This is a genomic window from Hymenobacter sp., from assembly GCF_035709525.1.
GTDB lineage: Bacteria > Bacteroidota > Bacteroidia > Cytophagales > Hymenobacteraceae > Hymenobacter.
The window spans coordinates 14,065-27,953 of record NZ_DASTEP010000062.1; the positions used below are offsets into that span (position 1 = coordinate 14,065).

Consider the following 13,889-nt stretch of genomic DNA (forward strand, 5'->3'; position numbering starts at 1 on the left):
CCGAATGCGTCGCTACCCAACCGGGGTAGCGGCGCATTGCTGTGTTGGGGCCTCTGTCTGTCCCTTTTCCTTTCACCTGCTGCGGCGTGCCGTAGCTTAGCCAGCCTATGTTTAGTTTATCCGGAAAGAAAGCCGTCGTCACGGGCGGCGGCAGCGGCATTGGCCGCGCCATTGCGCTGCTCTTCGCCCGTCAGGGCGCGGAGGTGCACATCATTGAGCTGAGCGCCGAAGCCGGCCAGCCAGCCGCCGATGAGATTCGGGCGGCGGGCGGCACGGCTCACGTGCACGCCGCCGACGTGGCGCAGCAGGCGCAGGTAGTGGCCGCGTTCCAGGCCATCGGCCGGGTCGATGTGCTGGTGAATAACGCGGGCATCGCCCACGTCGGCAACGTGGAAACGACCGCCGAGGCCGACTTCGAGCGCGTGTACCAGGTCAACGTGAAGGGCGCGTACAACTGCCTGTTTGCGGCCGTGCCGCTGATGAAGGCGCACGGCGGCGGGGCCATCGTGAACCTGGCCAGCATCGCGGCGCACGTGGGCCTCACCGACCGCTTCGCGTACTCGATGAGCAAGGGGGCGATATTCGCCATGACCTTGTCGGTAGCGCGCGACTTTTTGGGTAGCAATATTCGCTGCAACAGCATCTCGCCGGCGCGGGTGCACACGCCCTTCGTCGATGGCTTCATCGCCAAAAACTACGCCGGCCGCGAGGAGGAAATGTTTGCCAAGCTCTCGGCCAGCCAACCCATCGGCCGCATGGGCACGCCCGACGAGGTAGCGGCGCTGGCGCTTTATTTGTGCTCCGACGAAGCTGGCTTCGTGACCGGCTGCGACTACCCGCTCGATGGCGGGTTTATCAAACTGAATACCTGATTTTAGTGCTTGGTTGGTAGTGCTTAGTACTTAGCAACAAGCCTTTTATGCTAAACATCAGCACCCTAAAAGTACCAACTAAGCACCAAGCACTACCAACCAAGTACTAAACCCTATGAAGCTCATCCGCCACGGCCAGCCCGGCCACGAAAAACCCGGCGTGCTCATCGCCGACCAGCGCTACGACGTGTCGGCCTTCGGCCAGGACTACACCGAAGAATTCTTCGCCACCGACGGCCTGAATCGGCTCGCCGATTTTCTGAAACAGCACGAAGGCCAGCTGCCCCCGGTAGCCGACGCCGAGCGCCTGGGCCCGCCCGTGGCCCGGCCCTCCAAAATCCTGTGCATCGGCCTCAACTACGCCGACCACGCCCGCGAAACCGGGGCCACGCCGCCCGCCGAGCCGGTGCTGTTCATGAAATCGACTACCTCGTACATCGGGCCGAACGACGCGATTACGATTCCTAAAAACTCGGTAAAAACCGACTGGGAAGTGGAGCTGGCCGTAGTAATCGGCAAGCGCGCTTCTTACGTAGAAGAGGCTGATGCCGAAAGCTATATCGCGGGCTACGTGCTGCACAATGACGTGAGCGAGCGCGAGTTTCAATTGGAGCGCAGCGGCACCTGGGACAAGGGCAAGGGCTGCGATACCTTCGCGCCGGTGGGCCCGTTTCTGGCTACGCCCGACGAGCTGGGCGACCTCAACAACCTGCGCCTCTGGCTGAAAGTGAACGGGCAGATGATGCAGGACGGCAACACCTCGAACCTCATTTTCAAGGTGCCGTTTCTCATCTCTTACCTCAGTCAGTTTATGACGCTGCTGCCCGGCGACATCGTGTCGACGGGCACGCCGGCCGGCGTGGGCCTGGGCTTCAAGCCGCCCGTGTACCTCAAGCCCGGCGATGTGGTCGAGCTGGGCATCGACGGGCTGGGAACATCACGCCAGGAAGTGAAAGCGTATGGCCAGGATTGATGCCCACCAGCATTTCTGGCTGTTTGACCCCGAGCGCGACAGCTGGATAACCGACGACATGGCCGCCATCCGGCGCGACTTTCTGCCCGATGATTTGCAGCCCATTTTAGCGCAGCATCGCCTCGACGGCTGCGTGGTGGTGCAAAGCGACCAGACGCCAGCCGAAAACGTGTTTCAACTAGCTAATGCCGACGCGCACGCCTTCGTAAAGGGCGTAGTGGGCTGGGTCAATTTGCAGGCCGACAACGTGGCCGAGCGGCTCGACTACTACCGGCAGTTCGCCAAGCTGAAAGGCTTTCGGCACGTGCTGCAAGGCGAGCCCGACCGCGCGCTGATGCTGCGCCCGGCTTTCCAGCGCGGTATCGCCGAGTTGGGGCCGCGCGGCTTCACCTACGATTTGCTGATACTGCCCGACCAGCTCGGCTACGCGGCCGAGCTGGCGGCGGCTTTCCCCAACCAGCCGTTCGTGGTCGACCACATCGCCAAGCCGCCCATCCGGGCCCAGGAAATCGACGCCTGGATGCGCGACATCCGGGCGCTGGCCGCGCACGAAAACGTGTGCTGCAAAGTCTCGGGCATGGTGACCGAGGCCGACTGGCAGCACTGGGAACCGGAGGATTTTCGGCCCTACCTCGACGTAGTGTTTGCCGCCTTTGGCCCGCAGCGCGTGCTCTACGGCTCCGACTGGCCGGTGTGCAACGTGGCCGGCGGCTACGCCCGCGCCATCAGCATCTTAGAGGACTATATGCGCCCGTTTTCGGCCGCCGAGCAGGCGCTGTTCTGGGGCGATAATGCGGTGCGGTTTTACGGGCTGGCGGTTTAGCGGCTGGTAGTCCGTTGGTCATGCTGAGCGCAGCGAAGCATGACAGACGCCAGCATGGCCAACGTCAATAAATACTCTCTTACAAAATGGATTTACAGCTTCAGGATAAAGTAATTATCGTCACGGGCGGGGCCAAGGGCATCGGCGAGGGCATCGTGCGGGTGCTGGCCCAGGAGGGCGCCATTCCGGTCATCATCGGCCGCAACGCCGCCGACAACCAGCAGACCGTGGCCGCCGTGGCGGCCGCCGGCGGCCGGGCCGGGCAGGTGGCCGCTGAGCTCGCCGACCCCGCCGAGTGCGCGCGCGCCGTGGAGGCCGTGGTGGCGCAGTTCGGCCGCATCGACGGGCTGGTAAACAACGCCGGCGTGAACGACGGCGTGGGCCTGGAAAGCGGTAACTACGAAGACTTTATGCGCAGCCTGCACCGCAACGTGGTGCATTACTACCTCATGGCCCACCACGCCTTGCCGGAGTTAATAAAGTCGCAGGGCACCATCGTCAACATCACCTCCAAAACGGCCGAAACCGGCCAGGGCAACACCTCGGCCTACGCCGCCGCCAATGGCGGGCGCAACGCCCTCACCCGCGAGTGGGCCGTGGAATTGCTCAAGTACAACATCCGCGTAAACGCCGTGATGGTGGCCGAAAGCTGGACGCCCGCCTACGAAACCTGGATTCAAACCCTGCCCAACCCCGAGGAGAAACTGCGCGAAATCACCAGCAAAATTCCGCTCGGCAACCGCATGACTACCGCCGAAGAGCTGGCCAACACCACGGCTTTCCTGCTTTCACCGCGCAGCAGCCACACCACCGGCCAGATTGTCCACGTCGATGGCGGCTACGTGCACCTCGACAGGGCGCTGGCGAATGCCTAGTTGAGTTTTGAGTTATGGGTTTTGAGTTCTGAGTTTTCTCATTCAACTCTACTCTTAAGCATAACTCAAAACTCAAAACTTAGAACTCAAAACTCAACAAAGTGAACACCCTAGTTTGCACTGAGCCCGGCCACTTCTCTTACGAAAGCCGGCCGGCCCCGACGCCCGCGCCCGGCCAGGCCTTGCTTAAAATTCGCCGCATCGGCATTTGCGGCACCGATTTGCACGCCTTTGAGGGCACGCAGCCGTTTTTCAATTACCCGCGGGTGCTGGGCCACGAGCTGGCCGGCGAGCTCGTAGACGCGGGCGGCGCTCAGGGCTTTGCCGTGGGCGAGGCCGTTACGTTTATCCCCTACTTCAGCTGCGGCACCTGCATCGCGTGCCGCCGGGGGCTGCCCAATTGTTGCACCCGCATCAGCGTGTGCGGCGTGCACGTGGATGGCGGCATGGCCGAGCTGCTGGCCGTGCCGGCCGACTTGCTGGTGCACGGCGAGGGCCTCAGCTACGACGAGCTGGCCTTGGTAGAGCCGCTGGCCATCGGGGCGCACGGCGTGCGCCGGGCCGGCGTGCAGCCCGGCGAGGTGGTGCTGGTAGTGGGTGCGGGGCCCATCGGGCTGGGTATTATGGAGTTTGCCCGCATCGCGGGCGGGCAGGTTATCGCACTGGATATCAACGAGCAGCGCCTGGCTTTCTGCCGCGAAAAGCTGGGCGTGGCGCAGACACTCAACGCCCTCGCGCCCGACGTGCGCGAGCAGCTGGCCGCGCTTACGGGCGGCGACATGCCCACGGTGGTCATCGACGCCACGGGCAGCCAAAAAGCTATTTTGGGCGCGTTTCAGTACCTGGCCCACGGCGGGCGCTTCGTGCTGGTGGGCTTGCAAAAGGGCGACATTAGCTTTTCGCACCCCGAGTTTCACAAGCGCGAGGCTACCCTAATGAGCAGCCGCAATGCTACCCGCGAAGACTTTGAGCACGTTATCCGCTCGATGAAGCAGGGCCTGGTAAACCCGGCTACGTATATCACGCATCGCGTTGGTTTTGAGCAGGTAAAAGACGAGTTTGCGAGCTGGCTCGACCCGGCCACTGGCGTCATTAAGGCGATGGTATCCTTATAGTAGCGCGGACTTTCAGTTCGCGAGTAAATGCACTGAAACTCGCGGACTGAAAGCCCGCGCTACGTGGCGGTTTACCTTTGCAGCCTTATTTCCCTCCGACCACAAAATCAGGATGACTAATCTTCACGGCACCGGCGTCGCGCTGGTGACGCCCTTCACCGCCACCCACGAGGTGGACTACGCCGGCTGGCGCAACCTACTTGACTTCACCATCGCGGGCGGCGTCGAGTACCTGGTTATCAACGGCACCACGGGCGAATCGCCCACCACCACGGCCGCCGAAAAGACCGAGCTGCTGCGCATTGCCAAGGAGCACGTAGCCGGCCGCGTGCCGCTCGTGTACGGCATCGGCAGCAACGACACCGCCGCCGCCGAAGCGCTGCTGCACAGCACTGACCTGGAGGGCATTACGGCCATTTTGTCGGCCAGCCCGGCCTATAACAAGCCCAGCCAGGCCGGCATTGTGGCGCACTACCAGCGCCTGGCCGACGCCGCACCCCGGCCGCTACTGCTCTACAACGTGCCCGGCCGCACGGGCTCGAATATGAGCGCCGAGACTACCCTCACGCTGGCCGCGCACTCCAACATCATCGGCATCAAGGAAGCCAGCGGCAACGTGGAGCAGTGCCTCGCCATTTTGGCCCGCAAGCCGGCCGACTTCCTGTTTTTGAGCGGCGACGATATGCTGACGGTGCCGCTTATCGCCTGCGGCGCGGTGGGCATTATCACGGTGCTGGGCAATGCGTTTCCGCAAAAATTCGGCGATATGACCCGCGCCGCGCTGGCCGGCGACTTCACCCGCGCGCAGCAATTGCTATTTGATTTCGTGGCGCTCAACCCGCTCATGTACGAGGAGGGCAACCCCGTAGGCGTGAAGGCCGCGCTGGCTTTGCAAGGCGTGTGCGGCGGCGCGGTGCGCCTGCCGCTGGTGCCCGCCAGCGAAGGGCTGACAACCCGCATTAAAGCACTGCTGTAAAACGGAGTGGCACTCCGTTTCCGCGTTAGATAAGGCGTAACAACGCCAAACCGAGTGCCACTCCGTTTTACAATCCCAACTGCTCGCCTTCTGGCTGAGTAGTTGGGATTTACTATTTTTGCCAACCCTATGAAAGTAACCAAACTAACGGATACCATTTTCACCGTCGAAGACTTCCTGACCCGCCAGGAATGCCTTGACATGGTTATCAAAAGCGAAAACATTGGCTACGAGCTGGCCAAGGTGAACACGGCCAGTGGGGCTAAAGTCCGCACCGACATTCGCAACAACAGCCGCGCTTTTTACACTAGTGAGGAGCTAGCGCAGCAGCTTTGGGCGAAGCTCGAGCCGCTGCTGCCCGCGCCGCTCGCCAGCCTGGCTAATAGCACGGCCATCGGCCTGAATGAGCTGTTCCGCTTCTACCGCTACCAGCGCGGGCACCAATTTAAGGGCCACTACGATGAAAGCTACGTGCGCAACGAGCGCGAAGCCAGCTACTTCACTTTTATGGTATACCTCAACGACAACTTTCAGGGCGGCGACACCACCTTTCGGGGCTTGCGCGTGCAGCCGCGCCAGGGCATGGCGCTGGTTTTTCTGCACAGCCTCTACCACGAAGGCAGCGAGGTGACGCAGGGCGTGAAGTACGTGCTACGTTCGGATGTGATGTATCGCGTTGACATTTAACATTTAACAGTTATCAATTAACATTTAACAGCCCGTCTGACCTTCCTCTAAAAGGTTTCAGACGGGCTGTTAAATGTTAGTTGATAACTGTTAAATGTTCCGCTGCTCGGGCGCGAATGACTCGGCTTCCACAAAGATGCGCTTGAACTCGGGGTGCTTGGCGCGGATGGCTTTTTCAAGCCGGCCCACGGCATCTTCGACCTGCTGGGCCGAAAGGTCTTGCTGAAAGCGCACATCGAGCGCCAGAAAGGCCTCCGTGGGGCCGAGGTACATGGACAGTGGCGGGCGCAGGCTGCGCACGGCCGGGTCGGCCTGGGCCAGGGCTTGCAGGCTGGCCAGGGTAGCGGCATCAACGCCCTCGCCCACGAGCAGGCCACGGGTTTCCTTGAGCATGAACACGGCCATGCCAATGAGCAGCACGCCAATGGCAATGGAGGCGCTCCCGTCGAGGTAAGGATTATTGAGCAGGTGGCCGAAATACACGCCAGCCAGCGCGAAAAGCAGCCCCACGAGCGCGGCCAGGTCTTCGAGCAGAATGGCGTACACGGCCGGGTCGCGGCTGGCGCGCAGGGCGCTCCAGAAGCCCGCGTCGCCCCTGGTTTTGTTGAACTCGCGGAAGGCCAGCGAGCAGGCGATGCCTTCGAACAGCACGGCCAGGCCCAGCACCCAGTAGTTCCAGGTGGGGTCGGTGAGCGGGGCGGGGTTTTTGAGGTGAATCCAGCCTTCGTAGAACGACACCCCGCCACCCACCGCGAAGATGAGCACGGCCACTATCATCGTCCAGAAATACAGCTCTTTGCCGTGGCCAAACGGGTGCTCGGCATCGGCCGGCCGGGCCGCGCGCGAAAGGCCCAGCAGGATGAGCAGGCCGTTGCCGCTATCCACCAGCGAGTGGATGCCCTCGGAGAGCATGGCCGCGCTACCCGTGAAGAACGCGGCCGTAAACTTGGCCACGGCGATGGCGATATTGGCCCCGATGGCCCCGTACACGACTATTTTCGACGAACTACCCGCCATACTGCGAAGATGAGCTTTTGATGAGCCGTTGGGTACGCAACCCACCGGCAGGAGTTGCTGGGCGGGGAAGCCAGTCCGATTGGTTTTGCGCAATCATTTTGGTGACAATATTGTTATACCAGCACCCGGCGCATTGCCGGCCGGGCTCCTTTTCCTTCACCCGCTAGTAGGCGCGGGCGCGGCCCCGAGGCCGGCGCCGCGCGTTGTGTTTATGACAGACTTTGCATCGCAAGTGGCTTTTTCGGTTCTCGATTTGGCTGCCGTGGCCCAGGGCCACACCCCTACCGATACCTTTCGCAACAGCCTCAGCCTGGCCCAGCACGCGGAAAAGCTAGGCTATACCCGCCTTTGGGTGGCCGAGCACCACAACATGGCCGGCGTGGCCAGCTCGGCCCCGCCCGTGCTGATAGGCTATCTGGCGGGCGGCACCAGCACGCTGCGCGTGGGCTCGGGCGGCATCATGCTGCCCAACCACGCCCCGCTGGTGGTGGCCGAGCAGCTCGGCACACTGGCCTCGCTCTACCCCGGCCGCATCGACCTGGGCCTGGGCCGCGCCCCCGGCACCGACCAAACCACGGCCCGCGCCATTCGGGGCGCGCGCTTTGGGCAGGAGCAGGATTTTGGGCGCGACATCAAGCAGCTTCAAACCTACTTTTCGGCCGCTAACAGCACGAGTTCGGTGCGCGCCATTCCGGGCGAGGGGCTGGAGATTCCGATTTATATCCTGGGCTCCAGCACCGACAGCGCCTACCTGGCCGCCGCGATGGGGTTGCCCTACGCCTTCGCCAGCCACTTCGCGCCCGGCCAGCTGCTGGCGGCGCTCAACATCTATCGCCAGAATTTCCGGCCCTCGGCCGCGCTGGCCGCGCCCTACGTCATTGCCTGCGTGAACGTGATTGCCGCCGACACCGACGAAGAGGCCAACTACTTGTCCACCACGCTCAAGCAAATGATGCTGGGCGTGGTAACCGGCCAGCGCCAGCTGATGCAGCCGCCCGTGGCCGACATGAGCCAGCTGTGGGCGCCCGACGTGGAGCAGTACGTGATGCAAATGCTGGCGGCGTCGTTCATTGGCGGCCCGACCACGCTCAAAGACGACTTGGGCAGCTTTCTGGCCTTGACGCAGGCCAACGAGCTCATGGCTACCAGCCACATTTACAGCCACGAAGCGCGCCTGCATTCTTATAAGTTGCTGGCCGGGGTGATGCGTGAAATCGGGCAGGAGCGGGCCGTTGGCGAGCTGGCGATGTAGTGTAGCGCGGACGCTGTGAGTCCGCGAATGAAGGTAGCCTGCCTTGGCGTTATCGTTCGCGGGCTCACAGCGTCCGCGCTATTTGCCTACCAGCCGCTGGCTAGTACATCGGCGATGTGCATCGTTTTGATAGCTAGCTTCTCACGCTTGATGTACGCCTCCAAATGCATCAGGCAGCTGACATCCGTACTGACGATATAATCGGCCCCGGTGGCCAGCGCGTGCTCGACTTTTTGCTGCGCCATCGCCACCGAAATAGCTTCAAATTTGACCGCGAACGTGCCGCCGAAGCCGCAGCAGGTCGTGGTTTCAGCCATTTCGATGCGTTCGAGGCCGGGCACGGCGTCGAGCAGCCGCCGCGGGGCTTCCCGGATGCCGCACTCGCGCAAGGCCGAGCACGAGTCGTGGTAGGTGTAGCGGCCCGCGAGCCGCGCCTGCGGCACGGCCGCGATGCCCAGCACGTCGACCAGAAATTCGGTCAGCTCGTAGGTGCGCTGCTGCACCGCGCCGCACTGCGCGGCTTCGGGCGTATCGGCGAAGAGGTGCGAGTAGGCATTGCGCACCATGCCCACGCACGAGGCTGAGGGGCTCACCACGTAGCGCGGCGCGCCGCTGACCGGCGCAGCAAAATCGGCAAGAAACTTATTGGCAATATCGCGGCTTTCGGCTTTATAGCCAGCGTTATAGGCCGGCTGGCCGCAGCAGGTTTGGGCGGGATTGTAATGCACCTGGCAGCCCACGGCTTCGAGCACCTTCACCATATTGAGGGCGGTGTGCGGGTAAAGCTGGTCGACAAAGCAGGGAATAAAAATATCGACCTGGGGCGCGGCAGAAGGCATAACAAAAGCAAAAAACGGCAAAACCGGCGCAGCCGGCTCCGCAAAGAAAACGCCAACCCGCCTAATCGGCTTTTGCTACCAACGCCCCGGCGGCCGAGCCACCAGACGTAGCAGCACTGCCGCCGGGGCGGGGGCTCTTCTGGCAACAAGCGCGGGCGGGCTGCATCTTTGCCCACCCGCCCATGAACCGCCGCACGTTTCTACAAAATGCCAGTTGGCTGGCCGCCAGCTCTTTTATTAGCTTGCCCGCTGCCCACGCCGCCCCGCCCTACCCCGTGGTGCGGCCCGCCGTGGCCCAGCGCCGCTTTCGCAGCCGGGCGGTAGAGGCGGCCATCGCCGAGTTTGGGCAACGGGTGAAAGACCCGGAGTTAGCCTGGCTGTTTGGCAACTGCTTTCCCAATACCCTCGACACGACCGTGACGCCCGGCACCCGCGCCGGGCGGCCCGATACCTACGTCAGCGCGGGCGACATCGACGCCATGGGGCTGCGCGACAGCGCGGCCCAGGTGTGGCCCTACCTGGCTTTGGTGAAGCAGGACGCGCCGCTGCGCCAGCTCGTGGCGGGCGTCATCAACCGCCAGACGCGCTGCATCTTACAAGACCCGTATGCCAATGCGTTTTACAACGACCCCATCCGCGTGGGCGAGTGGAAAACCGACCTCACGGCCATGCAGCCCGGCATCCACGAGCGCAAGTGGGAAATCGACTCGCTCTGCTACCCCATCCGCCTGGGCTACCACTACTGGAAAACGACCGGCGACGAGCAGCCCTTCGACGCGCAGTGGCGGCAGGCCATAGCCCTGACTGTAAAGACCTTTCGCGAGCAGCAGCGCAAAGCCGGCCCCGGCCCCTACCACTTTCAGCGCGAAACCCCCAAGGCCACTGACACCCAGCCGCTGGGCGGCTACGGCTACCCGGTGCGCCCGTGCGGGCTCATCGCCTCGGCTTTCCGGCCCAGCGACGATGCCACGCTGCTACCTTTTCTGGTGCCCAGCAACTTCTTCGCCGTAGTCAGCCTGCGTCAGGCCGCGCTGATGCTCAACGACATCCACCACGACGACCAAGGCTACGCCGACCTCATGGCCCTGGCCGATGAAGTATCGGTAGCCCTGCGCCAGCACGCCATCATCACGCACCCCACGCACGGCCCGGTCTACGCCTACGAGGTCGACGGCTACGGCGGCCACGCACTGATGGACGATGCCAACGTGCCCAGCCTGCTGGCCCTGCCCTACCTCGGCGCGGTGCCCCTCACCGACCCCATTTACCAGAATACGCGCCGGCTGATACTCTCGGACTATAACCCATTCTTTTACAGAGGCGAAGCGGCCGAGGGCGTCGGCGGCCTGCGCGTGGGCGCGGACACAATTTGGCCCCTCAGCATCATTATGCGCGGCCTCACCAGCACCGATGACGCCGAAATCCGGGCCTGCGTGCAAGCACTGAAAGCCACCCACGCGGGCACCGGCTATATGCACGAGTCGTTTCACAAAGACGACCCCGGCAAGTTCACCCGCGCGTGGTTTGCGTGGGCTAATACGCTGTGCGGCGAGTTTTTGTGGAAGGTGTACAAGGAGCAGCCGCAGGCGCTGGGGTAGCGCGGGCTATATTTGGCAACTAATTTTCAGTTGCACCGGTTTATGTCTCAGCTCGACAAGCTCAAGGCCCGCATCTGCGCCAAGCCCAAGGACTTTACCTGGGATGAGCTAGTGAAGCTGCTGGCAGCTTACGGCTTTGACTCCTTGACAAAAGGCAAAACGGCCGGCAGTCGGCGGCAGTTTTACAACCCAACCACCCAGGTAGCTATTAGCCTGCACAAGCCGCACCCCGGCAACCTCCTCAAAGAATACCAACTCAAGGAAATTAGCGCCTTACTAGGCATTTGCTAATCCCTATCTCATTGGCACTTATGGAAAACGCGCTCGTTTACAAAGGCTACGTAGGCTCGGTGCAGTATAATGCAACCGACGAGGTATTTCACGGTAAAATCGAGGCTATCACGGACTTGGTAACCTTTGAAGCCGACTCGGCCAAGCAATTGCGCCCCGAGTTTGAGCAGGCCGTGGACGACTACCTGGCTCTGTGCGCGGCCGTGGGCAAAGCACCCGCTAAGACTTTCACCGGCAGCTTCAACGTGCGTATTGGCCCCGACCTACACCGCAGGGCAGCGCTGGTTTCGACGGGCCGGGGCATTAGTCTGAATCAATTGGTGAGCCAGGCCGTGAGTCAATTTGTAGCGCAGGCTGAATAGGCTGCTGCCCAAACGAGTTAGGCTGATTTCAGACCCCATTTATTCCGGCTTCCAGCCACTCATTTCCCGTTTTCGTTGTTAGCCTATTCAACGAAATCAACCCGTTTTACTTTGTCCGAATTAGTTTCTCCCCACGCCGAGCCCTACGCCATCGAAAAAGAGCTGCGCCGCGTGCAAAGCCTGCTCAAACTGGAGCAGGAAGAAGATTTAGCCCAGTTTAAGCTCAAAAACGCCAAGGCCACCATCCAGGAGCGGCAGCAGCGCGGGCTGACCTGGTACCCCGTCACCATCACGAGTGAAGACGTGGGCTTTGGCGGTAAGGTCGTGTTGGAATTGGAGCGGCCTGCCGGGCAGCAGGGGCTGCACCTGTTTCAGGTGGGTAAGAATGCCGCCCTGTTTGGCAACATCCCGGGCCGCGTGGCTACCGACCGGCCTACCCTCAGCGGGGTGATAACCAGCGTGCGGCGCAACAAGCTGACCCTGACGACCAGCAAGGAAGACCTGCCCGACTGGGTGAGCGAGGGCGGCAAGCTGGGCATCGACCTGACCTTTGACGAGGTGAGCTACCGCGAGATGGACTACGCGCTGGGCAAGGTGATGGGCGCCTACGGCGACCGCCTGACCGACCTGCGCGACATTTTGCTCGGGGCCAATCCCGCCCGCTTCCGCCAGGAAAAAGCCGACGACCTCTTCTACCCCAGCCCGCTCAATGAAAGCCAACTGGCCGCCGTGCGCCACGTGCAGGCCGCGCAGGATGTAGCCATCATTCACGGCCCGCCCGGCACCGGCAAGACGACCACGCTGGTGCAAGCCATCCTGGAAACCATCCGGCGCGAGCGGCGGGTGCTGGTGTGCGCGCCCAGCAACACGGCCGTGGACTTGCTCACCGAAAAGCTGGCCGAGCGCGGCGTCAACGTCATCAGGATGGGCAACCCCTCGCGGGTGTCGGACTTGCTCTTAGAGCACACCCTCGACGCGCAGGTGATGGCCCACAAGCGCTACGGCGAGCTGCGCAGCATGCGCCAAACTGCTGAGCAGTACCGAGAGGAGGCCGGCAAGCACGTGCGCCACTTTGGCTGGGAAGAGCGCGAGCAGCGCCGCCTACTGAAGGAGGAAGCGCGGGCGCTGCACCAGGAAGCCGACGGCCTGGAGCGCTACATCACCGAAGATTTGCTCGACCAGGTGCAGGTGATAACCTGCACGCTGGTGGGCGCGAGCAACCGCAACATTCGCCACCTCACCTACGAAACGGTGTTTATCGACGAGGCCGCCCAGGCCCTGGAGCCGGGCTGCTGGATACCCATCGCCAAGGCCAACCGCGTGGTGCTGGCCGGCGACCACCAGCAACTACCGCCCACCGTGAAAAGCGAGCGCGCCGGCGCGCTGCGCGAGACGCTGTTTGAGAAAGCCATCACCCGCCAGCCCGACGCCTCGCGGATGCTGACCGTGCAATACCGGATGCACGAGCAGATTATGCAGTTTTCGAGCGAGCAGTTCTACGATGGCCGCCTGGTAGCCGCGCCCACCGTGGCCCACGCCGGCCTCGACGCTTACGACCTGCAATTTGCCCCCGACCTACCAGTGGAGTTTCTCGACACGGCCGGCTTTGGGATGCAGGAAATCACCATCCCCGAAAGCCGCTCGACAGCCAACCCCGAGGAAGCCGACCTGCTGCTAAAGCGCCTGGCGCAGCTACTAGAGCCCTACGACCAAGCCGAGCACGAAAACGACCCGCTCAGCATCGGCGTCATCGCGCCCTACCGCGCCCAGATAAACTACCTCAAGGACGCGGTGGAAGAAAACGACGAGCTCAGCGGCCTGCTGTTGCACCGGCAGCTCAGCATCGGCACCGTCGATGCCTTTCAGGGCCAGGAGCGCGATATTATCGCCATCTCGCTCACCCGCAGCAATGCGCACGGCGAAATCGGCTTCCTCTCCGACATTCGCCGCATGAACGTGGCCATGACGCGGGCGCGCAAAAAGCTGCTGCTCATCGGCGACTCTTCGACGCTCGGGGCACACCCGTTTTACAAGGCGTTTCTGGACTACGTGGAGCGCGTGGGTGGTTACCGCACGGCGTGGGAGTTGCAGGAGTAGCGCCCTGTCCAGGGGCACCTCCCCCCCCGGCCCCCTCTCCAGAAAAGAGGGGGAGCCGACCACAAACAAGCATATTTTGAAAACAGAAGAGGCTTTCAGCGATGCTGAAAGC

General features: G+C 62.6%; 14 protein-coding genes. 12 read left to right on the forward strand and 2 right to left on the reverse strand.

What is annotated here, in order from left to right; translation table 11 throughout:
* Positions 1-107: 107 nt before the first annotated feature.
* The 7 genes from VFO93_RS05715 (at position 108) to VFO93_RS05745 (ending at position 6,321) form a co-directional block, all read left to right on the forward strand.
* Positions 108-872 (forward strand): glucose 1-dehydrogenase, encoded by a 765-nt coding sequence (locus VFO93_RS05715; RefSeq protein ID WP_325133376.1) that lies wholly within the window; start codon positions 108-110, stop codon positions 870-872.
* Positions 873-987: 115 nt separating this feature from the next.
* A complete protein-coding gene (locus tag VFO93_RS05720) occupies positions 988-1,845 on the forward strand; it encodes a fumarylacetoacetate hydrolase family protein (RefSeq protein ID WP_325133378.1) in 858 nt (285 codons plus the stop codon).
* The gene (locus VFO93_RS05725; protein ID WP_325133379.1) at positions 1,832-2,668 is read left to right on the forward strand and encodes an amidohydrolase family protein; all 837 of its coding nucleotides are present in this window, start codon (positions 1,832-1,834) and stop codon (positions 2,666-2,668) included. Before VFO93_RS05720 ends, VFO93_RS05725 begins: the two co-directional genes overlap by 14 nt.
* An 86-nt stretch (positions 2,669-2,754) precedes the next feature.
* Entirely contained in the window at positions 2,755-3,543 is a 789-nt protein-coding gene (locus VFO93_RS05730) for an SDR family oxidoreductase (RefSeq protein WP_325133380.1), read from the forward strand.
* A gap of 101 nt (positions 3,544-3,644) precedes the next feature.
* Positions 3,645-4,658, forward strand: a complete 1,014-nt coding sequence (locus VFO93_RS05735) for a zinc-binding alcohol dehydrogenase family protein (protein ID WP_325133381.1) — start codon at positions 3,645-3,647, stop codon at positions 4,656-4,658.
* Between the two features lie 112 nt (positions 4,659-4,770).
* Entirely contained in the window at positions 4,771-5,634 is an 864-nt protein-coding gene (gene dapA, locus VFO93_RS05740) for a 4-hydroxy-tetrahydrodipicolinate synthase (protein WP_325133382.1), read from the forward strand.
* Between the two features lie 129 nt (positions 5,635-5,763).
* Entirely contained in the window at positions 5,764-6,321 is a 558-nt protein-coding gene (locus VFO93_RS05745; RefSeq protein ID WP_325133383.1) for a 2OG-Fe(II) oxygenase, read from the forward strand.
* A 90-nt stretch (positions 6,322-6,411) separates the two neighbouring features.
* On the opposite strand, the gene VFO93_RS05750 is transcribed toward VFO93_RS05745, so the two are convergent.
* Entirely contained in the window at positions 6,412-7,338 is a 927-nt protein-coding gene (locus tag VFO93_RS05750; protein WP_325133384.1) for a cation diffusion facilitator family transporter, read from the reverse strand.
* Between the two features lie 232 nt (positions 7,339-7,570).
* Here VFO93_RS05750 and VFO93_RS05755 point away from each other — a divergent pair, with 232 nt between their 5' ends.
* Positions 7,571-8,590 carry an LLM class flavin-dependent oxidoreductase gene (locus VFO93_RS05755; protein ID WP_325133385.1) on the forward strand — a complete coding sequence of 340 codons (1,020 nt, stop codon included), beginning with the start codon at positions 7,571-7,573 and terminating at the stop codon, positions 8,588-8,590.
* Positions 8,591-8,676: 86 nt separating this feature from the next.
* Here the strand turns inward: VFO93_RS05755 and VFO93_RS05760 are convergent, their stop codons facing one another.
* Positions 8,677-9,429, reverse strand: a complete 753-nt coding sequence (locus tag VFO93_RS05760) for a (Fe-S)-binding protein (RefSeq protein WP_325133386.1) — start codon at positions 9,427-9,429, stop codon at positions 8,677-8,679.
* 182 nt (positions 9,430-9,611) lie between these two features.
* On the opposite strand from VFO93_RS05760, the gene VFO93_RS05765 reads away from it, so the two are divergent.
* From VFO93_RS05765 to VFO93_RS05780, 4 genes are all read left to right on the forward strand, one after another.
* Positions 9,612-11,027, forward strand: a complete 1,416-nt coding sequence (locus VFO93_RS05765) for a glycoside hydrolase family 125 protein (RefSeq protein ID WP_325133387.1) — start codon at positions 9,612-9,614, stop codon at positions 11,025-11,027.
* Between the two features lie 42 nt (positions 11,028-11,069).
* On the forward strand, positions 11,070-11,318 hold the full coding sequence (locus VFO93_RS05770) for a type II toxin-antitoxin system HicA family toxin (RefSeq protein ID WP_325133388.1): 249 nt from the start codon (positions 11,070-11,072) through the stop codon (positions 11,316-11,318).
* 20 nt (positions 11,319-11,338) lie between these two features.
* Complete coding sequence (locus VFO93_RS05775; RefSeq protein ID WP_325133389.1) at positions 11,339-11,680, forward strand: type II toxin-antitoxin system HicB family antitoxin; 342 nt, start codon at positions 11,339-11,341, stop codon at positions 11,678-11,680.
* Between the two features lie 111 nt (positions 11,681-11,791).
* On the forward strand, positions 11,792-13,777 hold the full coding sequence (locus tag VFO93_RS05780; protein ID WP_325133390.1) for an AAA domain-containing protein: 1,986 nt from the start codon (positions 11,792-11,794) through the stop codon (positions 13,775-13,777).
* The last annotated feature ends 112 nt before the right edge of the window (positions 13,778-13,889 follow it).

Excerpts from the sequence above, each read along its gene's own strand:
- VFO93_RS05715 (WP_325133376.1), top strand. The coding sequence starts at position 108 with ATGTTTAGTTTATCCGGAAAGAAAGCCGTCGTCACGGGCGGCGGCAGC.
- VFO93_RS05720 (WP_325133378.1), top strand. The coding sequence starts at position 988 with ATGAAGCTCATCCGCCACGGCCAGCCCGGCCACGAAAAACCCGGCGTG.
- VFO93_RS05725 (WP_325133379.1), top strand. The coding sequence starts at position 1,832 with ATGGCCAGGATTGATGCCCACCAGCATTTCTGGCTGTTTGACCCCGAG.
- VFO93_RS05730 (WP_325133380.1), top strand. The coding sequence starts at position 2,755 with ATGGATTTACAGCTTCAGGATAAAGTAATTATCGTCACGGGCGGGGCC.
- dapA (WP_325133382.1), top strand. The coding sequence starts at position 4,771 with ATGACTAATCTTCACGGCACCGGCGTCGCGCTGGTGACGCCCTTCACC.
- VFO93_RS05745 (WP_325133383.1), top strand. The coding sequence starts at position 5,764 with ATGAAAGTAACCAAACTAACGGATACCATTTTCACCGTCGAAGACTTC.
- VFO93_RS05750 (WP_325133384.1), bottom strand. The coding sequence starts at position 7,338 with ATGGCGGGTAGTTCGTCGAAAATAGTCGTGTACGGGGCCATCGGGGCC.
- VFO93_RS05760 (WP_325133386.1), bottom strand. The coding sequence starts at position 9,429 with ATGCCTTCTGCCGCGCCCCAGGTCGATATTTTTATTCCCTGCTTTGTC.
- VFO93_RS05765 (WP_325133387.1), top strand. The coding sequence starts at position 9,612 with ATGAACCGCCGCACGTTTCTACAAAATGCCAGTTGGCTGGCCGCCAGC.
- VFO93_RS05770 (WP_325133388.1), top strand. The coding sequence starts at position 11,070 with ATGTCTCAGCTCGACAAGCTCAAGGCCCGCATCTGCGCCAAGCCCAAG.
- VFO93_RS05775 (WP_325133389.1), top strand. The coding sequence starts at position 11,339 with ATGGAAAACGCGCTCGTTTACAAAGGCTACGTAGGCTCGGTGCAGTAT.